Origin of the sequence: Prevotella rectalis, assembly GCF_900607215.1 — a bacterium.
In the GTDB taxonomy this organism is placed as follows: domain Bacteria; phylum Bacteroidota; class Bacteroidia; order Bacteroidales; family Bacteroidaceae; genus Prevotella; species Prevotella brunnea.
Genome location: NZ_LR027819.1, coordinates 75,170 through 101,079, shown reverse-complemented (window position 1 = coordinate 101,079; position 25,910 = coordinate 75,170). Strand labels below are relative to the sequence as shown.

Sequence of the window (25,910 nt, the reverse complement as noted above, 5' to 3'; positions counted from 1 at the left end):
GACAAGAGAATTATGTCGATACAAAAGAAATTGAACGAAAGACCGAGAGAAAAATTAAACTTTTCTACTCCAAAGTGTGAATTCTTCAAATACGTTTTATAATTTTGCACTTGCTGGTTGACTCTGCGATCGCATTGTTATAATATTCTTTCCTTGGATATCTATTCCCAGTTTCAAAAGGTTTTCCACATCTTTCCATATTGTTTTTGCTGTATGTTGTAGGAATGGATTTTCAAATAAGCTTTGTATTTTTAATTGATTATCTTGTACTAATCCTGTTTCAACTAGATATGCCATTAAAGAAGCAGGCTTACATAAGATATTAGCACTAACACCTAGTTGCTTAGCACAATAATGAACTCTTGTTGAATTTGTTAAAATATAGTATTTATTCCATAACAAGTCCTGCCTGTCTACGTGATTTCTACCTATTCTTTCATTATTTATTTCATTCTGTTTTTTTATTTGTAAATACAATTGGGCATCTGTTTTCGCTATATCTTGATTTTTATCTTCATCTCGATGTTGGGCTTTTTCCGTTTTATATGTCTCTTCTAGAGATGCTTCTGCAAGTTTTTTCAACAATTTGTCATCTATGTTAGATTCTTCAGGCATAGTATTATATTGAATTCTCTCACCTAGTTTATCTTTAATCTGTTCACTAATTAAAGAAACACCATAAGTTGAGGAATAATAATTTTTAATATAATGCTCCCAAGTTAGGTATTTTACATTATCCAAAGCTCTTGTATAGTAATAATCTTCGATAAAAACATTTTTTAAGTCTTGCCTTACCAAGTTTCCTGGTGTATCTATTAAATATGAAACAAAAGGGTATCTTTTTAGAGCAGCTTCCGCATGATTAAATACTTCTTTAATAACCTCCTCCGGTATATAGATTGTACAGCCGCACTTTTGAAGTATCTCTATCATCTTTCTATATTGTTTACTCAATGATGCATTATCTGTAAGCAAGTAAAGCAGGACATCAGTGTCAACAATAAAGACTTTTTCTCTTATTAAAGTACTCTTAAATTCGCTTAATAATGGGTCTATATCCATTATTTGCATTGTTATATAATTTCTTGCAAGAAGTTCAAGGATACACTTTTGTTCTTCTGTAGGATTTTCTATAACACTGCCTATAGTATAAATAATTTGATTTGATAACTCTTCTTTCTCTCTAGAACTTAATCCATTCGATGCAATTTTTCCTAATTGAGGAAGTTCTTTCGTCTCTTTCCTTTTATCTAGTTCAAAGAAAGAGAGGCCTGTTACCATATAATAATAATCAATACAATCTTTGATATTAGATTTTACTTGATTTTCATTACTAATCTTTTTCCCATAAGCTCTTTGCACCATCTTGGAAATATTATCTATAAGATGCTTTTGCTGTTCCGATATCAGTATTACATCCTTCTCCATATCCTGTTGAGATTCTACTGTAAGAGCGAGTTCCCCATTTTCCTCTTTAATGAATTTATTCTTAATTAGCTCTTGTATTGCAAAATCTATATTATTCTCATTTATTAAATAACCCTTATATTGTGTAGTAACCTTTTCCAATATTTCTTTACGGTTAGCAACTCCACCCCCTATAATAAGTGAAAGTAGAAATTTTTGAAAAATGACATTTCGCTTATTCTTAATCTCTTTGCTATTAAAGAGCAGACAAGATTTTAACATTGCTTCTTCTATATCTTTATCTTTAAAGTAACTCATAACAACATTAATAATTTTATTTTACACTTCTTGCAATTATTTACCTTTTAAAAGGACAATTCTATTTTATATTTATATCTTTTTGCTCATAATAATATGAATAATCAATACCTTTCATAAACATTTCTCGGTCATCAATCTTGGTGGTGAGGGCAGGCTGTACCAAAGCTTTGATGTGCGTGCTGTCAGAAACACTCTCACGCATTGCAGACAAATATTCGTTCTTGTCTATTTGGCTCCAATCCACACATCGTTTGAGAGAACGCTTCAGCATGAGGTTAAGCCAAATGCGAGTGCTGCGACCATTACCCTCCATAAAAGGATGGGCTACGTTGCATAAATTCGGCTGCACTCGGCCATTAGTGAACGAGTTCACATGGTACTCGTTTGCACGAATTTTCATTTCTACATACTTATCCATCATCTCATCAAAGGTTGTTTCGGGCATTCGCTCTATTGTGTGCAGGATTTCAGGGAAGTGCATACAATTAGCAAAGGTAAAACCTCCTTTGGATATATTCTTCGTACGAATTTGTCCAGCAAAGTCGTACAGTCCTCCAAAGAGATAAGCGTGAATCTGTTGCAGACATTTGATACTACCAGGCTCTGCTGTTTTCAAGAGTCCACTCTCAAAAAGTTGATATGCTTTCTTCTTGCTCTGTCCATCAATGGTGTTGTCGCTGTAGGTAAACCAATCAAGAAAGTCATTAGCACGATTGTTGGGGTAGTTCTTTGCCAACAATACAACATCCTTACTATTAAGAACATCTGCCACACGTAACTTCCCATCAGGAGCTTCAAACTTGAAGCCGTGAGTGGCACTCACGAGTTCAATATCTTTTTGCTTCAACTTCCTTTTAAGCCATCGCCAATAGTTACCGGCTTTAGTATAGTCTGGTTCATTGTTAATAGCACGAACAATATCTGTTGCTGAAAACCACCAACAGTTTTGTTCCTCGTCCCACACCGCCCTAACTTCACGGTCGTTGAAAAAGCGGATAGATGTTTTATGCTCTGCCATAATAAAGTTACTCATCTGGGGTGTTAATCAATTCCTTTGGATTGACTTGTAAAATCTCTGCTATCTGGAATAGCAATTCGAGGCTTGGCTGTCGACGATTGCAAACATATGAGTTGACAATAGTGAAACTCTTACCAAGTTTCTCTGCAAGCCATGTTTGCTTAATCCCTTTCTCGATAAGCACCTCTTTAATTCTATTAGTTGGACTTTCCATAAATATTATATGATTGTTTGCAAATATAGTAAATTTTCTTGCATAAGAAATAAAAAAGAGGAGATATTTTCTCCTCCTTCAAAAGTCTTATATCTACAATTCTATTTGCCTTTCTTATTTTGTAGATTATTCTGCATTAGACTATCTGCTTTTGCTTTCAGTCCCACATTATAATCATCTGTATGTTTTTTGATTCTTTTAATTGTTGCAGTATTGCGATGAATATCGAACACATCATTGAGCCATAGGATTTCCTTTGGACCACATCCTCTCCATACTCTGATGATACGGAATTTCAAGGCATCGTCTTTGTATTGCTGTTTGCTTTGCCACAAGAAGTAGTTACCGACCAAAGAAATAAAACAGATGATAGACACAGCCACCACAGTAGTAAAGACTCTTGACGACTTGATGTCAAAGCTATGCCTGTGAAGCAGTTCCTGCGGTTGTGGATGTTCTTTCTGTTCCTGCCATTCGTGCAACATGGTCAAGACGCTTGCCACCAATTTGTCCATGGACTTAGCCTCCTCATCCTTGATGCGTACTTGTACTCCAATATACTTGTTAATCACGTCTTTTGTACGCTGTTCATACTGATTGAGCAATTCCTGTTCTTTCTGCTCATCACTTTGTGCTGGTGTAGATTGAACAGGGAGGGAAACAGAACCGTTCTCCTTTTCTTTCAACTCCTTTAGCTCCCTGTAAATTGTCTCCAGTTTGTTTTTGATTTCCTCAAAGAGGACAAATGTATTATTATCAGCCATAGTTATAAATGTATTTTACGTTTTTTCTTTTTCTTCTTTTTATCAAGTGTGTTGTAAACCTCCGCAGGGACAGTACCATGAGTTTGAAATAAATCCAATCCTCCTTCGATGAGCTCGTTGGCTATTTCGCTCGTAACACTTGCAACATTGGAGATGAGGTTTACCACTCCTTGCATCTGTTGTTCGTGTTCTCTGTTATTCTGGTGCAAGGAAAAGTCTATTTTAGAATAGCTGAAATTCCTATCCACTTTAGAATCATTGAAATGATAACCGTTCTTTTCAAAGATGATCCCCTGTACTTCCTGTGAGTTACCTTTATACTTAAAGCGGACATCAATATCTTGCTTTTTCAAGTGAGCAAGAAGGTCTTTCCAATTCCTGCACTGAGCAATCTCTGCTTTCAACGCCTGATAGATTTCATACTTGGTCTTATCGGGTTCTTTTAAGCGATGCTCCTTGACTTTCTCCTTGCCATCAGCGAAGTACAAACCGTATTTTGCGGTCAGTTCTTTACAAATCTTCTCACTTCTGAATCTATCGTTACGGTCAGAGATAGTCTTGCCGTTATTATCTATTCGGTTGAAAGCGATATGTACATGAGGGTGCTCTTTGTCAAAGTGGCGCCCAATGATGTATTGCGTATCTTTTATCCCCATCTTCTCCATATATTCATGAGCCACTTTTGCCATCCACTCATTGCTGAGTTTGGGAGAGTCCTGTGCAGAGAAACTCAGAGAGATATGCCCAACGACTTTACCCACTCGTGGATTCAATTCCGTTTGATCTATGAAACTTTGGACAATATGGCTGATACTCTCTGTTCTCACTCCAGAGCAGTCTATGAGTTCTGTTCCTTTCTTCGGGTCAAGGATGTAATTGATTACACCCTTGAAGCCCGAACCTTTCATTATCTTTGCAATCATCTTCGTATCAGATTTAGGATTTCATCAATCTTGCTAATGATGATTTTATGGAAAGGAGCAATGGTATGAAATCCTTCCGCATTAGCACGATGTGCCAACTGATTGAGATTATTTGCCATGCCACACAGCTTACGGATGAAGTCTGCTTGCTCTACGGTCAGTCGCTCAATGACATTTCCTTTATCAAGAACTTTTCTTACAAACTCACTCATGGTTACTCCTGCGCTTTTGGCTTTGCCTTTAAGCGTATAGTAATCCTGCGTATTCAGTTTCACCGTGATACGGTATTTCTTCTTTTCGGCTACGCCCTTGGTTGGACGACCACCTTTTTTATATTCTGTTTTTATCATACTTGTTTCTTTAATTTGATTTGATGGAGACCAGCGGAATAATCCTCTGCAACGACTGTCAGGAGGTGGAGCAAGTGGTTTTGGTATGCCCAAAACATAAACTTGCTCCCCGAAAAACAGATTATGCCAAACTATTCCTATAATCATAGCTTAATCCCTTTATTTTTCTTGATTCCTGCTTTCTCTGAATGCTTGAATTCAGCACATAAATACTCATTTAGGTCTTTATAATTCAGGAAGACGGAAGAGCAGTCTTGGACAGTAAAACCATCTTTTTTAAGTTGTTCTAAAGTTCGCTTTCCTCCTTCATCATTATCTAAATATGAACAGATAAGCTTGTGCTTTGAAAGAAAAAATCTTGACTTTTTGATATTATTAATCGAGTTAAGTATCAGTGCAGCTTTCTTCTCTTCATCTGGACTCATCGTAAGCAGACTAAGATAATCCATAAAACCTTCAAACAGATTGATTTGTTCTGAAGGACTGGGAACATACGACACATCGGAAGGAGGCAAACACCCTTTGAAGTATGGATTGCGCAACGCATACCCATAAGAATTGTTTGGAAAGCCTATTGCGTAAAAACTCTTATAACCAATTCTATAATGGATTTCCCTACAATATTTTTTCGCAATGTTCAGATTGATTCCTCTATGTGTGAAATATTCTATGAGATTCGGATGGCATAAGTTGGTAGAGCCGACAACCTCTATACGTGATTGGCTTGGAGAAATTGTTTTGCTATTAGCTATGGAAAATTTTGGTAGGTTATTTTGTTTGCCATTAAACAATTCTATAGCTTGTACTAAACTGCAATTATGTAATTTCATAACTAAATCTATAAGACTCCCACCTTCATCAAGTGCAAAGTCATACCATAGATTTTGATTATAATCAGCTTTGAAACTTGGAGTATGTTCATTTCGGAATGGACTTTTATACATTCCGTAATAGCCATAATTCTTTATAGGGTATATAGACATACTACCTAAGTAATCTTTAATTGATATTGCTTTAATTTCATCTATTGTCATACTTGTAACTTTTAAGTTTATTACTTACTACAATGTGACATTCTTGTAAGTCATTGACAATGAAAGAAAAACATGTAGTACTAACTATCTTTGTAGTAATCATTGCATGTGTATATGGTAGGCTGGTAGTAATGAGGTAGTAACACCCTATCTAATAGTTTACTACGGTCTAACCTTTTCCCTTTCAATGCCTTATCCCTCTTTGTAGTAAAGTAGTATTAATAATTTGTATTGTAACTTTGGATAAAAGGATTGGGAACAATCTTGCGTATATGATAGACATACATTGGATTGCCACTTATCCTTTTGGATTTCCGCAAGAAACCAGCCTTTTTCAAGGCTTCTCCCATTCTCCTTTCACTTAGGTTAAGCGTTGTATATCCACGCAAATAGTTTAAGATTTCAGAAGTGGTCATATAACTCTCTTCAGTTGCTGCAGGCTTTTCCATGCCTTTAAGAAGCATTTCATACTCAACAGTCTGCACTTGAAACCCTTCGCTCTCTTGATGTAGTTCGGCTATTTCCTCTTCATTGAACCAGTAATGATAATCAACTCTCCACAATTCAACTGCTTCGGAGTACACCTTGTTGATATTAACCTCTTTAGCAGCATCAATATCAATGTGCTCAACCTCAAAAGGTAGAAAGCGACGACTGCCTGTCGGATCCGTCAGAAAATCATTACCATTAACTGATGCCATAAAGCTTGCTAAGTGAGGATACTCCTCGATGTAAGTGTCGTATGGTCTACGATATTTTACTCTTGGTGTCGTTATCAGATTCTTCAATTCATTTTCATCTCTCTTATTGAGTGCCTTTAGTTGGTCGTCAATATTAATAAAAAGGTATTCCGCAATCAGTGTTTGTACATCTTTTCCTTGTGGATCAATCTTTCCTGTGAAAAGATAACTCTTCAGATCTTCTGGACAGAGTAAATCAAGGAAAGTTGTTTTGAATTTTCCTTGTTCACCTGTAAGAACTAAACATGTATGATTACGACACTGTAAATCATCCATAGCATTGGCTACGACAGCAACAAGCCATTTTACAAAGTAGTGTTTCCACTTATCAGGATTTCTCACCACAACACAATTTGCCAACCTTATAATTTCAGATTCATCTTCACCTTTAGGCTTTGGAAGATTCAACAAATACTCACGAATCGGGTTAACTTTATTGCAAAAGTCGCTCTCCAATATTGCTCGAATATTATCTGCTGGAGTATATATTCCCAAAGTCCCATCTACCAGCCGCCGCATAGAATTAATATCATATTTAGTAAGAGGACGGAATGAAGTATTAGAATCTTGTTCTCGAAACTCTGTTCTACTTTTAACTGTATTAAAACGAAAAGCATAATGTTCTTTTAAGAATTGTTCTATGCGTTCATTCTTAGATTGCTTGGCTCGCCCTTCAGTTCTTTCCTTTTCCATAATGCATATATTTATAAAAGGGAAGAATCAGAATGTTTCTCAGAAATAAAAACTTTTGCCTCCTCGTTGATTTCGGCAACAGTCTTTTTCTTACCTCCTTCAATCCATGCCAACAACTCATCTTCAAAAAAATAGAGATGCTTACCATTCTTATAACAAGGTAGTAAGCGTTTACGTACTAAGGTGTAAACCGTGGGTTTGGCTTTCCCTATAAGTTTACACGCATCATCTATTCCAATAGGAATACGTTTGGGAGGGACAATAGGGGTTTGTCCTTTACATACTAAATTCTTGATTTCAGCAACTTCGCTGACTAAGTGAGCAACTGCTTTTGGCAAGTTCTCAAAAGTGATTTCATTTTGTACCATAATACTTGTTATTGATTTTTACGGTGCAAATGAAAAAAGTGTTTCCTCTGTGTCCTAAGACACTGAAGAAACACTATAAAAACACAATAGGTTTGTGTGTTATTCTGCTATTTGGTGGTCTGAAAGGCTTTGTACAATGGGTATAGTGCCTTTCTTCTCATCATCACGGAGATGACTTTTTATACTTCCAACTTCTACATCTTTGAATGTGGTGGCAAAAACCTGCTTAAGGAACTGCGAAATTTCATCTTGTTTGCCAACTCTAAAATGATTCCATATATTCCAACCAAAATGAAACAGGTCTAAGGCAACTAAACCTTTGATATTAATTGGTTCAACGTGTGATAAGGGAAGCTTAGCGGAGTACAACTCTATATATTCACAAAGCTTGAGCAAATCTTTATCTGAAACATAAGGTGCGAATTGCTGTTGAGTATATTTAATAGCTATCGTACGTCTATCCTGTTCCTTTTGGTCCATTATCTTTTGTTGCTGTTGCCGAATTGAGTCAAAGTCCATTGATTGTTGCTGTTGTTCGGAAGATGAACCGCCAACACCGTCTACTACTTGTCCTGCCTCAATGTCGGAGGCATTATCATTTGTTTTCTCTCCTTGTTTCTTTGGAAAGAAAAACTTGACTAATGCCGTAAATAGTCCCTCTACCAAAATAGACAATATAGAATAAATGATGATGCCTATGGCAACAACACTCCAAAAAACTATTTGTGCAGTAAATTCATCAACTCCTAAACGTAAGGCAACCACTCTTGCAAACAACGCAATGATGACACAAACAACAAGAACGGACAAATATACTACAATATGTTCAAAAAATTTGGTATTCATATTATGTTGTCGAATTAAGTTTTATCATTTTCAATATCTATTTGAATAGCATTGGCTGCTTTATTTTTCTTTTCATCGACAACCTTTGCATATACTTGAGTTGTTTTGACATTTGTATGCCCAAGCATCTTGCTTACAGTATAGATGTCTGTGCCGTTTGCAAGTTGAAGGGTAGCAAATGTGTGCCTAAAGCAATGAAAGCTGAGGTGTTTCTGAATACCTGCTTTTTCAATCCATGCCCTTAATGGACGAGAAATCCAAGAAGGATTTGGTAACCCTTCAAAAACGAGTTGTTCTGGTTGTCTTGGCTCTCCGCAAAGCTTAAACGCCTGTTCCGAGATAGGCATATACTCTACCCCTTTTGTCTTTTTCTGAGTAAAGAGAAGTTTGGCTTGGTTTCCTTCGATGGCTATTTCATTCCATTTTAGTTTTTGAATATCGCAATGTCTTAGTCCTGTCAGAGCTGAGAATAGTGCTGCACGTTTAAGTACATCACGTTCACAGGGGGTATTAGCTAACTTATTCAGTTCATCAAGCGTTAAGTATTCCCTTCGGGATTCTTGTTCTTGTATGCCTTTGATTTTTGCAGATAAATCTATGGTCAAATATCCGTCTATGAATGCTTGTTTGAGTGCAGCCTTAAAAATAGAAAAATATGTAGAAGCTGTGTTTCGTGATATTGTCCCTTTTTTACTTCCACCACAAGGAGCGGATAACAAGAAGAACTTGAAATCTTCAGCTAATCGGTTGTCTATTTGTGAAAAAAGAAGCGTGTCTCCAGCAAACATTTTCAACAAAACATGTACTCGCTCCCAGTTTGTTTGAATTGAAAGGGAACTATTACGGTGTCGCTTATCTGCCACCTTATCAAAGTACTTAATGAAATTTTGTTGTAATCGTTCTTTCTGTTCTGCTTGTGCGGTTTCTGTGTCACTATACAAGCTTGCATTATCATATTCACGCTGCCGTAGTTTTCTAACACTATCTGCATAAATACAGGCCTCTTGGTCTATCTCACTTTTACACAAGATAATTCCATTCAAATCTCGTTTAGGTTTGAATGTTTGGGTTGCTTCGGTTGTACGAGCTGTTCTGCTTTTGTCCCAAATAGGAGTAGTGATTGTTCGGTTTAGATACTCACGCACTCTTTGCGGAGAATCTTTTCCAGCTACTCTCACAGGATAGCTTTCTATATACAGGTACCATTCTTTTCGATAGGCACTCTTTCGCAATCGTACTGTTGCCTTTGTATTATCAAGTTCCTTTCTCATTGTATGTCGTGGGTTAGTGTTTATACAAATTGTCTATCTCTGATTTTGGCGCATAGACGTAATTACCAATCTGCCTTGTTGGAATAGAATATTTGCGAATATGCAGATATACAGTACTATCATGGATGCCAAACTTCTTGGCTATTTCTCCAATCGTATAACAATCTTCAGGCTCAAGCCGATAAGTCTTTACTTCTGATAGTTTTTCTTTTCTTCTTTCATCGTAAGGACGTAGATTAAAGCGTTCTTGTAAATCAGCTTTGCAAATACGTATCATCCTTCGTCCGAGGTTATAATAACGAACTTGCTTATTCCTGATTAAGCGATAAAGGGAGTCGCGACCAATATCAAACAACGCTGTTGCATCAGCTATTGAGAGATAAGGTTGATTCTTCGGAACTCTCGCAGCCTTTTCTCTTTTCAATGCATCTAACAGTTCTTCCTTTTTTCTTTGTTTGTATGCAGCTTGAGAACAGTTCTTAGAGCAATATCTAGAGGTAAGCGTCTTTGCAATAAAAGATTTACCGCAAATTTCGCATTTCCGCTCTATTTGAAATTTTGCACTCGCCATACTATTTGTATCTATTTGATTATCAATTTCTCTTTTCAATTAAGTCGCACTTTATCTCCCATTAAGTCGCGGCACAAATATGGTACAAATATAAGCACAAAAACGATTAAAAACGACAAGATTTAATTATTATTAAGAAATAAAAATCCCAGCAACTTATTATGTTACTGGGATTTACCTATTTTTAATTAGCGTTTATTAGCACTTTTATTTCACTTCCTCAAAGTCTGCATCTTGGATAGTGTCGTCCTGCTTTGGCTGTTCTTGTTGAGCCTGCTGACCAGCGTCCGCACCCGGCTGTGGACCGGCTTGGCTGTACATCTGCTGAGAAGCTGCCTGCATGACGGTGTTGAGGTTGTTGATGGCGGTGTCGATAGCTGCTACGTCGGCTGCCTTGTGAGCATCCTTGAGCTGCTGCAATGCGCTCTCGACGCCCGACTTCTGGTCTGCCGGAATCTTGTCGCCATTATCCTTAAGGAAGTTCTCCGTGGTGAAAATCATGGAGTCGGCTTGATTGAGCTTGTCAATCTTCTCACGCTCTGCCTTGTCGGCTGCTGCGTTCTGTTCTGCCTCTGCCTTCATACGGTTGATTTCCTCTTCGCTCAAACCGCTGGATGCTTCGATGCGGATGCTCTGCTCTTTGCCTGTTGCCTTGTCTTTGGCAGATACGTTGAGAATACCGTTGGCATCGATGTCGAATGTTACTTCAATCTGTGGCACACCACGACGAGCCGGGGCGATACCTGTGAGGTTGAACTGACCAATTGACTTGTTCTGTGCTGCCATCGGGCGTTCTCCCTGAAGTACATGGATGGTTACTTCCGTCTGGTTGTCGGCTGCTGTTGAGAACACTTCGCTCTTCTTGCAAGGAATGGTGGAGTTGGCATCGATGAGCTTTGTCATCACACCACCCATTGTCTCAATACCGAGTGTCAGTGGAGTAACGTCGAGTAATACGATGTCGCCCACGCCGCTCTCCTTATTAAGGATAGCACCTTGAATAGCTGCACCTACGGCTACTACCTCGTCTGGGTTCACTCCCTTTGAAGGTTCCTTGCCAAAATAGTTCTTCACCAATGTCTGTACGGCCGGAATACGGCTTGAACCACCTACGAGGATCACTTCGTCGATATCTGATGTAGAGAGCTTTGCATCGCGGATAGCGTTCTGGCAAGGCACAAGACAAGCCTGAATAAGGCTGTGTGCCAACTGTTCGAACTGTGCACGTGTCAAACTCTTCACCAAGTGCTTTGGCACTCCGCCTTCGGCGGTGATATAAGGCAGATTGATTTCGGTTGTTGTGGTGCTTGAAAGCTCTATCTTTGCTTTCTCTGCAGCTTCCTTCAGACGCTGCATCGCCATCGGGTCTTTGCGGAGGTCGATACCTTCGTCGGCCTTAAATCCGTCAGCAAGCCAGTCGATGATAACTTGATCGAAGTCGTCGCCGCCTAAGTGAGTATCACCATTGGTAGAGAGTACTTCGAACACACCACCGCCAAATTCGAGGATGGAGATATCGAACGTACCGCCACCGAGGTCGAATACGGCAATCTTCATATCCTTGTTTGCCTTATCCACACCGTAAGCCAACGCTGCGGCCGTAGGCTCGTTCACAATACGCTGTACATTGAGACCTGCAATCTGTCCAGCCTCTTTGGTAGCCTGACGCTGTGAGTCGGAGAAGTAAGCAGGCACGGTGATGACTGCATCTGTAACTTCTTGTCCGAGATAATCCTCTGCTGTTTTCTTCATCTTCTGAAGCACCATTGCAGAGATTTCCTGCGGAGTATATTTACGGTCGTCAATCTGCACGCGTGGGTAGCCACCCTCGTTTACCACCTTGAAAGGAACGCGTTCTGCCTCTTTTGAGCACTGTTCGTAGGTTTCACCCATGAAGCGTTTGATAGAATAAACCGTCTTTTGTGGATTGGTAATGGCCTGACGCTTTGCAGGATCACCAATTTTACGCTCGCCACCTTCCACGAAACCAATGATGGACGGTGTGGTGCGTTTTCCTTCGCTGTTAGCAATTACTACTGGCTCATTGCCTTCAAATACTGAAACACATGAGTTTGTAGTTCCTAAGTCGATACCAATAATCTTTCCCATAATCGTATAAATTTTTATTTTGTTGTTGTCAATGTTTAGGTGATGAGCCGCTTTATTAACTCATCACGGGTCTTTCGACCTGCTCTTCTAATAACAAACGCTGTGCCGAGGCTTCGCAAACAATATAATTATGACAAGTTGTCACATCATGGCAGTACGGTATCCCTCTATGATAATCAATCCATAAGCTCCATGCGGTCAATGAGTGTTCGGAGTTAAAGTTGGATTGAACGCTTAATCTCAAAACGGTTGTTAAAAACCATTTTGGTTCTTTTTTTTATGCCCGTCATTAGAAATACTCAATTATATAGGTTTGTTATTCAGTAGTTTACTAACTAAAAACCATACGTTATGATCCATGGCAACGCCTGTCTGTCGGGGCAAGACAAAAGACAAGCAGATTCTTTATTTACTCGGGGCGTTGAAGATGCAAAAATCCTTCCCGGCGATATGGGAAAAGTTCAACAGTGTCCTAAATTTTCTTTATTCATCCATCCAAAGCTTAGCTTTTGTTTTCCAAAAGGTAAGCTTTTGCAATGCAAAAGGTCATGTATTGGAGTGTAAAAGCTAAGCTTTTAAATCGCGATTAATATTATTCTGATTATCAATAGATTACAAAACGTTTCCCTACTATGATTTTTGTAACATAATTTCGTGTTAATGATTGGGTCAAATGTGCACTATCAAGCGTTTGTTTGGGTACTGTCCTATAAAAGTGTGTAAGCTTCTTTTTTCTTATCTTTGTATTTGATAACTTTAAAAAAGAAAAAAATGAAACTTACACATTCGCAAATTTCGGAAATTCTTTCGAATTACACAAGCAGCAGCGAGGGTTTTGTTACCCTTCAGTCATTAATCATGAACTCCCTGATGTATCATGAACGAGAGTTGTTCGTCAGCGAAAATGCCCATGAGCAATGCAATGGCTTCCGTTCTCGCCGTTGGTACAGTCACGGCTTTGAGTTCTCGCTCCGTATTCCGCGCAGTCGCAGCGGGAACTTCTATCCCATTCTCTTAGGGTTGATACGCAGCGAAAGCGAGGAACGTGCCAAATTGTTCAACCTCCTCTACACCAAAGGTCTTACCACGGAGCAGATAGGCGAGATTTCCAATTGCGTCTATGGTCGTTCCTACAGCAAGCAGCAGGTATCGCATCTTGCCGGTAGCTGCCGTGAGGACGTCGAACGGTGGCTTTGCCGTAGCCTTTCCTCCCACTATTTAGCCGTCTATATCGACGCCACCTTTATTTCCACCCGTAGGGACAGACAGGTGTCCAAGGAGGCCTACTATACCATTCTGGGGGTATTGGAAGTCGGCAGCAGGGAGGTGCTCACGGTTGTCAATCATCCCACAGAAGGGGCTCTGTGCTGGAAAGACGAGCTTGAGGCCTTGAAGCAAAGAGGCGTCGAACAGATAGACTTAGTCGTTTCCGATGCATTGCAAGGAATAGAGAATGCCGTCTGTGCAGCCTTTCCAGGTGCCGCACACCAGTTCTGCGTGGCACACGTCAAGCGACAGATACTCAGCGGCGCATCACATAAAGACAAACCAGTAATGGCGCAGCAGCTCAGTGAGGTGTTCCAATTGGAGAACAACGAGATGAATTCCTTGCAGGGATACGAACAATTCATTACCTTTGTCGAGAAATGGGAAAGGAAATATCCTGCACTAAGAAAGTACAAGACCGAACGCAACTGTGCCTACTTCACGTATATGGACTTCCCGGCCCAAGTGCAGAGGTGCATATATACGACCAACTGGATTGAAAGGCTCAACAGGAAGTACAGGAGAACCATCCAAATGAGAACATCCATGCCATCAGAGAAGTCCGTCATCTTCCTCCTGGCGGCCGTGGCGATGGAGGAAACAAAGACGACATATGAAAGGAGAATATATCAATTCAAGAACTGGAAAGAAAAGAATAAAATAACAGTGGAAGTACAGAGAAAGGAAAGATGAATTACACACTTTTAAGGACACTACCGGATNNNNCGATGGAGGAAACAAAGACGACATATGAAAGGAGAATATATCAATTCAAGAACTGGAAAGAAAAGAATAAAATAACAGTGGAAGTACAGAGAAAGGAAAGATGAATTACACACTTTTAAGGACACTACCTTTGTTTGCCATCAACCGAATACGAATTGGCATCAAGCGGAAGTTGGTACTATTCGGTATTGGAACAAAATACGCAAAGTATCATGACCTGATGCAACCTTGCGTGAGGTTTCCACAAAATCATTCAAGACACTGTTGGGAAAAGATAAAAGAAGTTCTCACTGCCATACAATACTGAAAATCCTAATGACCAATTTGGTTTTACATCAAAAGATGAGGCTCGCTATGTGTTGGGGATGGCGTAAAACTTCGCAACCGATTGCCGAACGGTGAGCTTTCAGGTGGCAAGAAGTCGGCTGCCACAACGCAAAAGGTCAGCCTTCATCCTGCGAAAGCTGACCTTTTTATTAACGTGATATATCATTTATCACACGATTACAACACCAAGAGCAAGAAAGCTGATTGTCTGCTTCTTTTTTCTTTCACGGCATCGGCAATCGTTCCCTCTGACCACACGATTACCAAATCTGTGCGCGCCGCTTCTTCGGAATGAAGAGGTTGTCGCCTTTCTTGATGTTGAATGCTGCGTACCAACCATCGATGTGGGGCAATGCCGCATTGACGCGGGCCTCATGCGGAGAGTGTGGATCGACGTTCAATAGATATTCCGTATATTCCGGACGTGCATTGCCTGCCCAAACGCGAGCCCACGAAAGGAAGAAACGTTGTTCGGGCGTAAATCCGTCCATGGTCTTCAGCGGTTTTTTCTTCATGCTGTTTTGGAAAGCTCTGAAAGCGATGTTCAGTCCGCCATTGTCGCCGATGTTCTCGCCCAACGTGAGTTTACCGTTCACGAACTTCCCCGGAAGGATTTCCACTTTACTGAAATAATCCTCCAATACCTTTGTGCGAGCTTCGTAGTTCTTCTTGTCGGCATCTGTCCACCAGTTGCGTTGGTTTCCGGTCTTGTCGAACTGTGATCCCTGATCGTCGAAGCCGTGGCTCATCTCATGTCCTATCACAGCCCCTATGCCACCATAGTTCACTGCGTCGTCCGCATTCGGGTCGAAGAACGGCGGTTGCAGGATGGCAGCTGGGAAGCAAATCTCGTTTGTCGTAGGATTGTAGTAAGCGTTGATGGTCTGTGGTGTCATGCCCCACTCTGTTTTATCCACCGGTTTGTTCACCTTGCGGTTGATGTAGTCCATCGTCATAAACTCGCTTACGTTCTGCAGGTTCTCATAGAGCGAGAGGTTGTCGTCGATTTGAAGACCGCTATAATCCTTCCACTTGTCGGGATAGCCTATCTTCACGATGAAATTGTTGAGTTTGTCCTGTGCCTGCGTTTTTGTCTCGGCACTCATCCATGTTAGTTCATTGATGCGCTGTCCGAGAGCCTCTTGCAAGTTTCTTACCAATTCCACCATGCGTTGTTTGCTACTTTCCGGGAAAAACTTCTCCACATAGAGCTTGCCCACGGCTTCACCGAAGACGTTGCTAACCATACTGACGGCACGTTTCCAGCGTGGGCGGTCTTGTTGCACTCCATTCAGCACGCTGCTGAACTTGAATGCCTCGGCGCGGAAAGCATCGCTCAGCTGACTTGACGCGTTGGTGATGACGTTTACTTCGGCGTAGGCTTTGAGGTCGTCCAACGGTGTTTCTGCCAATATTTTCTCCACCTCGCGGATGGGCTCCGGCTGTCCAAGATCCACTTCGGCAAACATTGGGAATCCGTTTTGCAGGAACACGTTTCCCCAGTCAATGCCCGGGAAATCAGTGATGAGCTGCGTGTAAGACATTTTGTGATAGTTGGCGTTGATGTCTCTTAGTTTCACTTTGTCGTAGCTTGCTTTGGCAATTCGCGTCTCGATTGCCAATACAGCCTGCATCTTTCGCTCCGCCGTGGCATCATCGTTACCGACCATTTTCAATAGATTCTTCAAGTAGGTCTTGTACGCTTCCCTCACTTTCACGGTTTGCTCATCGTTTTTCAGGTAGTAATCCCGAGTTCCCAATCCGAGTCCTCCTTGTTCGATGGAAACGATGTTCATATCGGCATTGCGCAGGTCTGCCCCCACTCCGATACCGAACATCATGGTTGTTCCGCCCATGCGGTCGATTTGCGATGTTACGGTTTGATATTCTCTAACGTTTCTGATGGCGGCAACCTTTTCGAGCGTTGGTTTGATGGGTTCGTAACCTTCCTTGTTCAGCCTTGCGCTGTCCATCATCAGGTTGTAAAGACTGCCGAGCTTTTGTTCCAGCGACCCTTTTTTTTGGGGCTTGTTGGCAAAATCGAGAATCAGGTTCTGAATGCGCACTTGATTCTGTTCGTACAAGTCGGTGAAAGCTCCATTGCTTGTGTGTTCTGCATCTAAGGGATTCTTCTTCAACCATCCGCCTGCTGCATAGTGGTAGAAGTCGGTTCCTGGCTTCACACTGAGGTCCATGTTGGCTTTGTCTATGCCTGAGGAAAGGTTCTGCGCGCCTGCCGAAAGTGTTGCCAGCATCATCGCTGCAAGTAATGTTTTCTTTTTCATTTGTGTTTTATTAATATTTGTATCTGTTAGATTATGTAATATCGAGGAAACGGACGGTCAGCTGAATGTTGAGGAAGCAATTTGAGTGTTGGTGCTTGCAAAATGCCCTGTCATGTCAGTCGCATTCGGGTGTTGTCCGTGTTGATTTTCTTAGCAAGTGCAATTTTAAGAAGTTTTTTTGTACTATGCAAGTTTTATCGACAATTATTTGTTGAAAGCATGGTCGAACAGCGTAGGAGTTGAATTGACAGCGGCTGATCATGCCTTGCTTATCCTAACGAGAATCCCCACGGGCGAATCGACTTTCATCGCTCGTCCGTGGAGACTAAAGTGGGGTTACATTCCAACGCCAACTCCTACGCCACCCATCTGGTTGTCGTCCTTCTTTTCCTGGAAGTCGTTGGTGATGTTGCTCTGGTGCTGACGGAACTGTTTCTTGGTGTTACCAAATTTCCATGTTACCGTCAATCCAACCTGTCGGAGTGGGAAAGCAATGCGCGTGAACTGCTCAAAGTCTTTGGAATGACTGTAATGGTGGAAGCGCATCTTGTCGCGTAGAGGAGTGAAGAACATGACAGACACGTCGAGCTTATCCTTCAGGAAACTCTTGGAAACCGTTGTGGTGAACATGCTGAAACTATTACCATAGCCCTGCAGATTGAGACGCTTTGTCATTCCGCCCGTGAAGACACTCCACTTGATATCGAGAGGAAGCGTCTGCTGCAAGCCGAGAAAGCCCATTGCCTGCCACCCATAATGCTTTTCTCCAAGCATAGAGGCGCGCATGTCGCCATAGTCGAAGCCTCCGTTGAAAATAAGCCTTGTCTTAGGCGTTACCGCATAGTTCATGAAGGAACTGACATTGGTCCAGCGGTTGCGGACGATGTTTCCGTAAGTGGTGTTGAGGATTCCATTGTCCATAAATGAGAATTGCTCAATCTGATTGTCGGCAAAGTTCTCACCGATGGTGAGGTTCACCATGAACTTCGGTGTAAAGGCATTGAACACAAGACTGACGTTATGACTCGTCTCCACACTCAAGTCAGGATTACCGTAGGTCAACATCGTGGCGTTGGAACGGTCAATGTAGGGGTTCAGATAAGTGATGCCCGGACGAGAGATGCGCATGGCATAGTTGATACCTATGTTGATGGTCGGCGTAATGTTGTAAGTGAAGCTCGCAGATGGGACAAGATTACCATATTGCTTCTTGAAATCGCTGCCAGGACCTACGATAAAATTAACTTTCTCCCATGTATATTCGTATCGTGCGCCCATCTTGGCTCCGAATTTGCCATACTTGAGCGAATATTCGATGTAGGCAGCAAGAATGCTTTGTGTGTTTTTGTACTCCACACTGTTCTTCTTGTTGTAGATTTGCTCGTCGCCAACAAGGTCGTAGAATTTTGAATCAGATGTGTTTCGGCGGTTAATATACTTCATACCGGCATTGAGCGTCTGGTCCTTTGCCACCGGCGTGGTGTAGTCGGCTTGGAGCGTGTGCTCCGTTCCTCGTGTGTTGGCCTCAGAGTAGAGGTCCTTCAGTGGGAAAGGAATGCCCGACGGCAAGGCGTCGTAAACCCTTCGATTCTCGTTTGTTCCTGGCGATGTGTTGAAAAGATAACTTAAGGTAACGTTACTGGTGCGTGCCTTGTTGAGGAAACGCTGGTAGTCAACACTTCCATTGAACGACTTGTTGCCGTTGTTCATCACCATATCGTTTCCGTAGGAGAAGCCTGAGCCGTAAAGACCTCCGCCGAATGTGTTGGTTGTGTGCCCGCTGTTGTCCATACTGAAACCGGTCATGCCCAAAGATGCCCCGATATTGCTCATCGAGTCAAGCTCGTAACCAAGACTTATATTACCCATCATGAACGGAATGGCAGTCTTGCCCTTGGTAGAGTTGATCATCTTCGATCCATCGGCAGACGTCCGCTCTATCGTAGTTTCAATATCTTTCGTCTGTTTGCGGTCGTACATCAGGTTGGCGCTGTAGGTCAGCTTTCCCTGTTGTCCGCTAAGGAACGTGGAACCTCTCCATCCGTAATTCGTTCCTGTCAGACTGATGTTCCCATTGTAACCGTTCATATTCTTTTGCTGCTGTCCCGCCTCGCGGTTCATCACGATATTCAGCACGCCTCCTACTCCTTCGGCATCGTACTTTGCTCCGGGGTTGGTCACAACCTCAATGGATTTCACCGAAGAGGCAGGCATGGCCTTGAAAATTGCAGACGGATTGGCAGAGAACATTACGTTTGGCTTTCCATCTACATAGACTTTGAATGATCCCTGACCATTCACGGTGATGTTGTCCTGCCCATCGACCGTCACCATCGGTACTTTCCGCAGCATATCGAGCACGGTATTGGCCTTCGAATCGACATCGCCCTGCACGTCGTAGGTCATCTTGTCGGTCTCCATTTTCACCAAAGGCTTCTGCGCTACCACCTCGACGCCCTTCAGTTGTTTGACATCATCCTGAATGAACAGTGAATCAAGGTGGAGGGTTTCCCCGTCCTTTCCAAGTTCAATCCTGCGTATCAGTTCCTTGCGACCCATGGCATTGAATGTGATCAGGTAATGACCTTGTCCCTTAACCTTCTGCGAGAACTTTCCATTGTCGTCGGTAACGAACATTACCACCGGCTTTTCGGTGTTTCCTTTCTTGAAGATTCTCACTGTGGCATAAGGTTCTCCTTCATGTGTGAGCGAGTCGATGAGCTCGCCTGTAATGGTTGTTGTCTGTGCATTGAGACCGATTGCGACGGCCGAAAGCACCACTGTCAGTAATGACTTGATTAATTTCATTTTTTGTTTCTGTATTTATGACCACAACTTCTCTTTCCGGTCAGTAGATGACATCTTTAAGAGAGTGCTGCGTTTCTGTATTTATTCCATTGTTTATCCACTTCCTCGACACTGATTTCCAGAAGTTCCATCTGCCGAAACAGTTCGGGAAGCATCTCGTTCATAAACTCTTTCTTGCGTTGGGTGAGAATCTGCTTTTGCGCATCTGGCGAAACGAAATAGCCCAGTCCACGCTTATTGTAGATTATCTCCTCGCGTGCCAACAGCTCGTAAGCCTTCACTGCGGTATTAGTGTTCACCTCCAGCGTAACGGCATACTCTCTGACCGATGGTATTCGGTCGTCGGCCTTGTATAGTCCAGCTATTATCTCGTCGCAGAGGCGGTCTGCCATCTGTTCGTAGATTGCTTTATTATTATTGAAATTCATAAGCATTAGGAGTATTGTGCCTTTCCTTCCCCTCCGCTTACGTGGAGGGAGAAGGTTGAAAAAGGCTTAGATGTTAATCCATTTGTTGTTGATTGCCTGCAGGCGACAATAGATGCGATAGGCGAAATAGTAACTCGACGCAGTGATTGCGACACAGAATAGTGCTTGCGCCCATTCGGGAAACTCGTTGGGAACCACTACCACATAATCCGTATAGGTATAGACCAGATAACAGAAACCTACGAAGATGCCCATCAGTGTAAAGGTGATGGCAATGAAAGTCAGTCCTGTCTTCAACCATGCCACCTTGCGGAAGAACATTCCTCCGACCACGAATATGGAATTGGCAGTTATAAAGCCGAGCAACCGTAATGGGAGTGAATTGTCAGCTTCGTTGAACCTTTGTATCGCCTGATCCATATTTTTGAATAGCAGCATCAGCATCGACGCATGAGAGCCTTTGTGGATAAGCATATTGACACCTTGTTGCAACAGGTCGCCAACAACGAATGCAGCTGCCACAATCAGCATCACAACGAATGTCGCTCCGATGAATCGTGCCACAAACTTCTCAAGATTGGAGGCCGGCAAAGTCAGTTCACTGATTTTGTCTTGTTTGTTTCTCAAATCGCTGATAATGGCTGAACCGCAGAGCATAGCTACTATCACAATGGCACTATAACAGAACGAAGATGACCAAATGAGAAAGTCTGTCATTTCCTCGACGCTCAGTTTATCCCGGTGGAAAGGATTGAAGCTGGCAATTACCGCCAAGGCAAAGAACAAAACAGCTGTAAGAAACAGATTGAAGTATGTTTTTTTTCTCACTAACAGCAGACGGCAAAATACCTGTCCGAAGCGTTTTATATTGAAATTTTCCATTGTTTTTATAAGTTTATGAGTTTGCAAATTAGTGGGTTCAGGTTGAGGGAGTTGCACTGTGTCAGCTCCTCTTGCCCACGTTGCCTGTTATTTTCCTCGTGTTGTATTGTTGTTTACCGATGCATTGCCATTGATATTGATGTGCGGTTCGACGCGAATAGTTCCAGAGAGGTTTATCGATGCGTTGCCGTTGATTTTTGCTTCAGCTTCGCCGGCATCCTTGAAGACGGCATTGAGGTCGGCATTACCATCAATAACGATATTTGTTTTCTCAACGTTCAGGTTTTGCAACGAGGAAGAAGCATTGCCCTCTATCCTCACATCGAAGAATTTTGCCTGTAAGCCGGCCACGTCAATATCCGCATTTGATGCTACCAAGACTCTGACACTGTCGCCACGCATTGGCTTATCGATAGTAATATCGGCATTACCCTCCAATGTTATCTTGCGAAGTGAGGGCATGGTAATGTACACTCGGGGATAATAATCTGTACCATTCAGAATACCGAAAGTGATTTCATGGACATCGGAGCTTTGCTTATTGCCTCGGCTAATGTGGAGAACACCATCTTCAACTTCTATCTTGGCAAGTGAGATGATTTTCTCACGTCCTTCAATTCTGACAGCGAAACTATCGCCGGGGATGATGTTTACCGTAGCGTTGCCATCCACAAGGAGGTCTTTGAACGGTGCGACCTTCACTTCTCTCTTCACCATCTTGCCCTTTTCCTCCTTCTTACGGATACTGCACGAGGTGAGAACAGTAGCGCAGACAGCAGCCACGAGCAACAATTTTGTTGTAAAAGAATATATCTGTTTCATTGTTTTTACTTTATTTAAGTGTCCGATAATTTATTTTTCAATCACTGTTTTTCACACCTCTGCCCTATCCAACTTGCCCAATATCGCAGCATTGAACAGCAATTCAAGGTTGATGGGTGTCTCCGGACTGCCGTTCTTGCGACGTGCCATGACGGCATTGCCCTGCAATGAAGGCTCGGCATAAAGCACGCTGTCGTCCATTTGGTCGGCATTGCGGTAAGAGAACTCATACTTCTCGGCGATTTCCTCGGTCGCTGAGTTAAGCAACAGTTCCGAATTGTTCAGAATGAGCACATGGTCGAGGAGCTGCTCGACGTCGTGTACCTGATGCGTGGAGATGATGAGCGAGGAGTCTTCGGGCAAATTGCCGGCCACCACCTTGCGAAACAAGGCTTTCGACGGAATGTCGAGACCGTTGGTTGGCTCGTCCATCAACAGCAACTGGCAGCAGGAAGCCATGGCAACGCTCATGTAAATCTTCTTTTTCTGCCCCATCGACAGCCCTTTGAGGTTGGCATCTAATGGCATTTCGAAGTCCGTCAGGCACTTGTTAAGAACCTCCACGCTGAAGCGAGGATAAAAATTCTGATGAATTTTCACATACTGCTTCAGCGTAAGGTTCGGAAGATTATACTCTTCTGGCACTACATACAGTTCGCGCAGCATCTCAGGATGGCGTTTCTTGGTTTCCATACCATCGATATTAACGGATCCCTTCTTCGGACGGAGCAGACCGGAAATCAGATAAAGCAATGTACTCTTTCCCGTTCCGTTCTTGCCCAACAGACCGTAGATGCGCTTTTGGTTCAGCGTTAGATTCAAGCCGTCAAACACCTTGTGCTTGCTGCCTGGATAGTTGAACGATAAATTCTTAATCTCAATCATAGTTTTGTATATTTATGTTTTGTTGTTTGCTTACTTGTTATAGTGTTCTACTTTAATAGAACACTGCAAAGATATATCATTAAAACATAACTTCCAAACTTTTTCCTCGTTTTTTTTAATTTTTTTTCTTATTTTCATCAAATTGTCATACATTTCTCCCTTTTCTCCTTATTTATAATAAGCGCGTGAAGGCACTTTGTCGTTTTCTGTTTTCCCGAAAAACCGATAATCTTGTTGCTTGTTTTTTTGCTTTTTTGCGATAGAGAGAAATCTTCCTTCTTCTCCGAAAATCTTTCCATCCATCTGCCCCGGACTCTGTTTTTGGAGTGAGGAGATGAGGAAAACTGTTCTGAAATTCCGTCGATAAATCATATATCTTTACATTTCGTTTTCTCCCGAATAGAAATGAAATGACGGACTTTTTCTCTTTGAAATGTCCGAAATAAACAAAAGAGGTGTGAAAAAGAACATAAAAATCCCCCTATCTTCTAATCTTGACACCACAAATCAAATCTTTGCATCTTTCTTTGCTCACCTTTTGCATTGCAATAGCTGACCTTTCATCCATCAAAAGCTAAGCTATTGGTTTGTAAAAGCTAAGCTATCGCAAAACAATCATTACTGCATTTTTTTATTTCTCTGATATTCAATATCTTATCCGATTTCTTCAAAAATCGCAAAATTGTGTCCCGGAGGAAAAGTTTTTGCAAATAAGCCAATGGTGATGCGTTGAAAAGTAAAGAATTTCTCAGGATTGGTATTTTTGTCCTCATCATCTTTCCGCTCCATGCCGGCTGTCATTTCAAAGTCAGGATAAACTCTCTGTCTTTATCTCACATCGAATCTGCTTTGCGAAAACAAAGAAAATATTACGATAGTTAAATAAATGTAAAAAAACAAGGTTAAAGATTGCTTTTTTATTCTATATTCCCTAAATTTGTATAGTGATTTAAAATAAATTTCTTATGGAAAACTAATGCCCAATTTAAGTTACAAACAATGTTGGAATATACGTACGTAAACAATAATTAAAACTAAATGCGATATGAAAAAGATTTTTTTTACCATCATGACTTGCGTGCTCTGCGTAGCCTATGGCTGCGGCGACAAGGAAGATATAAACGAAGGGGCATTTTATAAAACCTATATAACAAGCTATTATGAGCCTGAAAACGCTGTACCACAGAATTATGGTTTTGGTGTGAAATTAGAATTCACCGGTGGAAAATCAATCTACAATGGAGAAAAGTTTAAAGAGCTTTCTCGCTACTATGGTGATGTAAATTATAATAGATGGCGGATGCAAATGCCAATAACAGCAATAAATGACAGCATCACAAAAGTAGAACTAATCACAAAAGATGGCTTTGACGTTGCACACCCGGCGGAAAGCGATGTGGCAGAATTTGCAAATTGTATCTATGCTTCGTTTTATGATTACATTAAAAATGGTTACACGAAACAGAATAATTCCAAAAATGGTTTTCAGCAATATGCTGATGTGAATTTAGCAGAGTATTCTTCACTCGACGGTGCCGAGTTATTGAAGGAAAAACTTTCAGACATCAACAAATCCAACACCAAGTTGATTGGTCCTTATTTCGTGCTGACTTTCGATAAAAAGGGTAGTGTCCTATAAAGTGTGTAATTCATCTTTCCTTTCTCTGTACTTCCACTGTTATTTTATTCTTTTCTTTCCAGTTTTTGAATTGATATATTCTCCTTTCATATGTTGTCTTTGTTTCCTCCATCGCCACGGCTGCCAGGAGGAAGATGACAGACTTCTCTGATGGCATGGATGTCCTCATTTGGATGGTTCTCCTGTACTTCCTGTTGAGCCTTTCAATCCAGTTGGTCGTATATATGCACCTCTGCACTTGGGGCGGGAAGTCCATATACGTGAAGTAGGCACTGTTGCGTTCAGCCTTGTACTTTCTTAGTGCAGGATATTTCCTTTCCCATTTCTCGACAAAGGTAATGAATTGTTCGTATCCCTGCAAGGAATTCATCTCGTTGTTCTCCAATTGGAACACTTCACTGAGCTGCTGCGCCATTACCGGTTTGTCTTTATGTGATGCGCCGCTGAGTATCTGTCGCTTGACGTGTGCCACGCAGAACTGGTGTGCGGCACCGGGAAAGGCTGCACAGACGGCATTCTCTATTCCTTGCAATGCATCGGAAACGACTAAGTCTATCTGTTCGACGCCTCTTTGCTTCAAGGCCTCAAGCTCGTCTTTCCAGCAAAGAGCCCCTTCTGTGGGATGATTGACAACCGTGAGCACCTCCCTGCTGCCGTCTTCCAATACCCCCAGAATGGTATAGTAGGCCTCCTTGGACACCTGTCTGTCCCTACGGGTGGAAATAAAGGTGGCGTCGATATAGACGGCTAAATAGTGGGAGGAAAGACTACGGCAAAGCCACCGTTCGACGTCCTCACGGCAGCTACCGGCAAGATGCGATACCTGCTGCTTGCTGTAGGAACGACCATAGACGCAATTGGAAATCTCGCCTATCTGCTCCGTGGTAAGACCTTTGGTGTAGAGGAGGTTGAACAATTTGGCACGTTCCTCGCTTTCGCTGCGTATCAACCCTAAGAGAATGGGATAGAAGCTCCCGCTACGACTGCGCGGAATACGGAGCGAGAACTCAAAGCCGTGACTGTACCAACGGCGGGAACGGAAGCCATTGCATTGCTCATGGGCATTTTCGCTGACGAACAACTCTCGTTCATGATACATCAGGGAGTTCATGATTAATGACTGAAGGGTAACAAAACCCTCGCTGCTGCTTGTGTAATTCGAAATAATTTCCGAAATTTGCGAATGTGTAAGTTTCATTTTTTTTTTTTTTAT

General features: G+C 41.9%; 25 protein-coding genes and 1 pseudogene. 5 read left to right on the top strand and 21 right to left on the bottom strand.

Going from position 1 to position 25,910, the window contains the following annotated elements; translation table 11 throughout:
• A pseudogene (locus E0E16_RS14560) lies at positions 1-102 on the top strand (IS30 family transposase); the annotation flags it as partial.
• On the opposite strand, the gene E0E16_RS00530 reads toward E0E16_RS14560, so the two are convergent.
• From E0E16_RS00530 to dnaK, 13 genes are all read right to left on the bottom strand, one after another.
• Positions 97-1,725 (bottom strand): hypothetical protein, encoded by a 1,629-nt coding sequence (locus E0E16_RS00530; RefSeq protein WP_130828373.1) that lies wholly within the window; start codon positions 1,723-1,725, stop codon positions 97-99. The pseudogene E0E16_RS14560 and the gene E0E16_RS00530 overlap by 6 nt on opposite strands.
• A gap of 61 nt (positions 1,726-1,786) precedes the next feature.
• On the bottom strand, positions 1,787-2,761 hold the full coding sequence (locus E0E16_RS00525) for a Fic family protein (RefSeq protein WP_130828372.1): 975 nt from the start codon (positions 2,759-2,761) through the stop codon (positions 1,787-1,789).
• Entirely contained in the window at positions 2,754-2,960 is a 207-nt protein-coding gene (locus E0E16_RS00520) for a helix-turn-helix domain-containing protein (RefSeq protein ID WP_004362600.1), read from the bottom strand. The genes E0E16_RS00525 and E0E16_RS00520 overlap by 8 nt, the downstream gene beginning before the upstream one ends.
• Before the next feature lie 101 nt (positions 2,961-3,061).
• A complete protein-coding gene (locus E0E16_RS00515) occupies positions 3,062-3,724 on the bottom strand; it encodes a hypothetical protein (protein WP_021902981.1) in 663 nt (220 codons plus the stop codon).
• A gap of 2 nt (positions 3,725-3,726) precedes the next feature.
• Positions 3,727-4,647 (bottom strand): relaxase/mobilization nuclease domain-containing protein, encoded by a 921-nt coding sequence (locus tag E0E16_RS00510; RefSeq protein WP_130828371.1) that lies wholly within the window; start codon positions 4,645-4,647, stop codon positions 3,727-3,729.
• Positions 4,644-4,997: a plasmid mobilization protein gene (locus E0E16_RS00505; RefSeq protein ID WP_004356571.1), complete on the bottom strand. Its 354-nt coding sequence runs from the start codon at positions 4,995-4,997 to the stop codon at positions 4,644-4,646. The genes E0E16_RS00510 and E0E16_RS00505 overlap by 4 nt, the downstream gene beginning before the upstream one ends.
• Before the next feature lie 143 nt (positions 4,998-5,140).
• Positions 5,141-6,031, bottom strand: coding sequence for a DUF8464 domain-containing protein (locus E0E16_RS00500; RefSeq protein WP_130828370.1), 891 nt, complete (start codon positions 6,029-6,031; stop codon positions 5,141-5,143).
• 218 nt (positions 6,032-6,249) lie between these two features.
• Positions 6,250-7,464: a virulence-associated E family protein gene (locus E0E16_RS00495; RefSeq protein ID WP_130828369.1), complete on the bottom strand. Its 1,215-nt coding sequence runs from the start codon at positions 7,462-7,464 to the stop codon at positions 6,250-6,252.
• An 11-nt stretch (positions 7,465-7,475) separates the two neighbouring features.
• Positions 7,476-7,832, bottom strand: coding sequence for a helix-turn-helix domain-containing protein (locus E0E16_RS00490; RefSeq protein ID WP_130828368.1), 357 nt, complete (start codon positions 7,830-7,832; stop codon positions 7,476-7,478).
• Between the two features lie 99 nt (positions 7,833-7,931).
• On the bottom strand, positions 7,932-8,678 hold the full coding sequence (locus tag E0E16_RS00485) for a mobilization protein (protein WP_130828367.1): 747 nt from the start codon (positions 8,676-8,678) through the stop codon (positions 7,932-7,934).
• A gap of 14 nt (positions 8,679-8,692) precedes the next feature.
• Positions 8,693-9,949, bottom strand: a complete 1,257-nt coding sequence (locus E0E16_RS00480; RefSeq protein WP_102187495.1) for a site-specific integrase — start codon at positions 9,947-9,949, stop codon at positions 8,693-8,695.
• Positions 9,950-9,962: 13 nt separating this feature from the next.
• Positions 9,963-10,520 carry a helix-turn-helix domain-containing protein gene (locus E0E16_RS00475; protein WP_130828418.1) on the bottom strand — a complete coding sequence of 186 codons (558 nt, stop codon included), beginning with the start codon at positions 10,518-10,520 and terminating at the stop codon, positions 9,963-9,965.
• 207 nt (positions 10,521-10,727) lie between these two features.
• A complete protein-coding gene (dnaK, locus tag E0E16_RS00470) occupies positions 10,728-12,629 on the bottom strand; it encodes a molecular chaperone DnaK (protein WP_130828366.1) in 1,902 nt (633 codons plus the stop codon).
• Positions 12,630-13,400: 771 nt separating this feature from the next.
• Here dnaK and E0E16_RS00465 point away from each other — a divergent pair.
• The 3 genes from E0E16_RS00465 (at position 13,401) to E0E16_RS00455 (ending at position 15,243) form a co-directional block, all read left to right on the top strand.
• Positions 13,401-14,588 carry an IS256 family transposase gene (locus E0E16_RS00465; protein ID WP_130828365.1) on the top strand — a complete coding sequence of 396 codons (1,188 nt, stop codon included), beginning with the start codon at positions 13,401-13,403 and terminating at the stop codon, positions 14,586-14,588.
• Between the two features lie 133 nt (positions 14,589-14,721).
• Complete coding sequence (locus E0E16_RS00460; RefSeq protein WP_130828364.1) at positions 14,722-14,928, top strand: hypothetical protein; 207 nt, start codon at positions 14,722-14,724, stop codon at positions 14,926-14,928.
• Between the two features lie 81 nt (positions 14,929-15,009).
• Positions 15,010-15,243, top strand: coding sequence for a hypothetical protein (locus E0E16_RS00455; RefSeq protein WP_130828363.1), 234 nt, complete (start codon positions 15,010-15,012; stop codon positions 15,241-15,243).
• On the opposite strand, the gene E0E16_RS00450 is transcribed toward E0E16_RS00455, so the two are convergent.
• The 7 genes from E0E16_RS00450 to E0E16_RS14040 form a co-directional block, all read right to left on the bottom strand.
• Positions 15,209-17,233 (bottom strand): M13 family metallopeptidase, encoded by a 2,025-nt coding sequence (locus E0E16_RS00450; protein ID WP_130828362.1) that lies wholly within the window; start codon positions 17,231-17,233, stop codon positions 15,209-15,211. The two genes, E0E16_RS00455 and E0E16_RS00450, sit on opposite strands and share 35 nt — an antisense overlap.
• Before the next feature lie 336 nt (positions 17,234-17,569).
• Positions 17,570-20,041, bottom strand: a complete 2,472-nt coding sequence (locus tag E0E16_RS00445) for a TonB-dependent receptor (RefSeq protein WP_130828361.1) — start codon at positions 20,039-20,041, stop codon at positions 17,570-17,572.
• Positions 20,042-20,097: 56 nt separating this feature from the next.
• Positions 20,098-20,469 (bottom strand): GntR family transcriptional regulator, encoded by a 372-nt coding sequence (locus tag E0E16_RS00440; protein ID WP_060941245.1) that lies wholly within the window; start codon positions 20,467-20,469, stop codon positions 20,098-20,100.
• Between the two features lie 66 nt (positions 20,470-20,535).
• Complete coding sequence (locus E0E16_RS00435; protein WP_130828360.1) at positions 20,536-21,351, bottom strand: hypothetical protein; 816 nt, start codon at positions 21,349-21,351, stop codon at positions 20,536-20,538.
• Between the two features lie 87 nt (positions 21,352-21,438).
• Positions 21,439-22,173 (bottom strand): GIN domain-containing protein, encoded by a 735-nt coding sequence (locus E0E16_RS00430; protein ID WP_130828359.1) that lies wholly within the window; start codon positions 22,171-22,173, stop codon positions 21,439-21,441.
• A 51-nt stretch (positions 22,174-22,224) separates the two neighbouring features.
• Positions 22,225-23,058, bottom strand: a complete 834-nt coding sequence (locus tag E0E16_RS00425) for an ABC transporter ATP-binding protein (protein WP_130828358.1) — start codon at positions 23,056-23,058, stop codon at positions 22,225-22,227.
• A gap of 654 nt (positions 23,059-23,712) precedes the next feature.
• Positions 23,713-23,847 carry a hypothetical protein gene (locus E0E16_RS14040; RefSeq protein WP_255418074.1) on the bottom strand — a complete coding sequence of 45 codons (135 nt, stop codon included), beginning with the start codon at positions 23,845-23,847 and terminating at the stop codon, positions 23,713-23,715.
• A gap of 256 nt (positions 23,848-24,103) precedes the next feature.
• On the opposite strand from E0E16_RS14040, the gene E0E16_RS00420 reads away from it, so the two are divergent.
• On the top strand, positions 24,104-24,697 hold the full coding sequence (locus E0E16_RS00420) for a hypothetical protein (RefSeq protein ID WP_130828357.1): 594 nt from the start codon (positions 24,104-24,106) through the stop codon (positions 24,695-24,697).
• Between the two features lie 10 nt (positions 24,698-24,707).
• Here E0E16_RS00420 and E0E16_RS00415 read toward each other — a convergent pair whose 3' ends face one another.
• Positions 24,708-25,895 carry an IS256 family transposase gene (locus tag E0E16_RS00415; protein WP_130828356.1) on the bottom strand — a complete coding sequence of 396 codons (1,188 nt, stop codon included), beginning with the start codon at positions 25,893-25,895 and terminating at the stop codon, positions 24,708-24,710.
• Between the last annotated feature and the right edge of the window lie 15 nt (positions 25,896-25,910).

Coding starts and splice junctions, on each gene's coding strand:
- E0E16_RS00530 (WP_130828373.1), bottom strand. CDS start 1,725: ATGAGTTACTTTAAAGATAAAGATATAGAAGAAGCAATGTTAAAATCT.
- E0E16_RS00525 (WP_130828372.1), bottom strand. CDS start 2,761: ATGAGTAACTTTATTATGGCAGAGCATAAAACATCTATCCGCTTTTTC.
- E0E16_RS00520 (WP_004362600.1), bottom strand. CDS start 2,960: ATGGAAAGTCCAACTAATAGAATTAAAGAGGTGCTTATCGAGAAAGGG.
- E0E16_RS00515 (WP_021902981.1), bottom strand. CDS start 3,724: ATGGCTGATAATAATACATTTGTCCTCTTTGAGGAAATCAAAAACAAA.
- E0E16_RS00510 (WP_130828371.1), bottom strand. CDS start 4,647: ATGATTGCAAAGATAATGAAAGGTTCGGGCTTCAAGGGTGTAATCAAT.
- E0E16_RS00505 (WP_004356571.1), bottom strand. CDS start 4,997: ATGATAAAAACAGAATATAAAAAAGGTGGTCGTCCAACCAAGGGCGTA.
- E0E16_RS00500 (WP_130828370.1), bottom strand. CDS start 6,031: ATGACAATAGATGAAATTAAAGCAATATCAATTAAAGATTACTTAGGT.
- E0E16_RS00495 (WP_130828369.1), bottom strand. CDS start 7,464: ATGGAAAAGGAAAGAACTGAAGGGCGAGCCAAGCAATCTAAGAATGAA.
- E0E16_RS00490 (WP_130828368.1), bottom strand. CDS start 7,832: ATGGTACAAAATGAAATCACTTTTGAGAACTTGCCAAAAGCAGTTGCT.
- E0E16_RS00485 (WP_130828367.1), bottom strand. CDS start 8,678: ATGAATACCAAATTTTTTGAACATATTGTAGTATATTTGTCCGTTCTT.
- E0E16_RS00480 (WP_102187495.1), bottom strand. CDS start 9,949: ATGAGAAAGGAACTTGATAATACAAAGGCAACAGTACGATTGCGAAAG.
- E0E16_RS00475 (WP_130828418.1), bottom strand. CDS start 10,520: ATGGCGAGTGCAAAATTTCAAATAGAGCGGAAATGCGAAATTTGCGGT.
- dnaK (WP_130828366.1), bottom strand. CDS start 12,629: ATGGGAAAGATTATTGGTATCGACTTAGGAACTACAAACTCATGTGTT.
- E0E16_RS00465 (WP_130828365.1), top strand. CDS start 13,401: ATGAAACTTACACATTCGCAAATTTCGGAAATTCTTTCGAATTACACA.
- E0E16_RS00460 (WP_130828364.1), top strand. CDS start 14,722: ATGAATTACACACTTTTAAGGACACTACCTTTGTTTGCCATCAACCGA.
- E0E16_RS00450 (WP_130828362.1), bottom strand. CDS start 17,233: ATGAAAAAGAAAACATTACTTGCAGCGATGATGCTGGCAACACTTTCG.
- E0E16_RS00445 (WP_130828361.1), bottom strand. CDS start 20,041: ATGAAATTAATCAAGTCATTACTGACAGTGGTGCTTTCGGCCGTCGCA.
- E0E16_RS00440 (WP_060941245.1), bottom strand. CDS start 20,469: ATGAATTTCAATAATAATAAAGCAATCTACGAACAGATGGCAGACCGC.
- E0E16_RS00435 (WP_130828360.1), bottom strand. CDS start 21,351: ATGGAAAATTTCAATATAAAACGCTTCGGACAGGTATTTTGCCGTCTG.
- E0E16_RS00430 (WP_130828359.1), bottom strand. CDS start 22,173: ATGAAACAGATATATTCTTTTACAACAAAATTGTTGCTCGTGGCTGCT.
- E0E16_RS00425 (WP_130828358.1), bottom strand. CDS start 23,058: ATGATTGAGATTAAGAATTTATCGTTCAACTATCCAGGCAGCAAGCAC.
- E0E16_RS14040 (WP_255418074.1), bottom strand. CDS start 23,847: ATGGAGCGGAAAGATGATGAGGACAAAAATACCAATCCTGAGAAATTC.
- E0E16_RS00420 (WP_130828357.1), top strand. CDS start 24,104: ATGAAAAAGATTTTTTTTACCATCATGACTTGCGTGCTCTGCGTAGCC.
- E0E16_RS00415 (WP_130828356.1), bottom strand. CDS start 25,895: ATGAAACTTACACATTCGCAAATTTCGGAAATTATTTCGAATTACACA.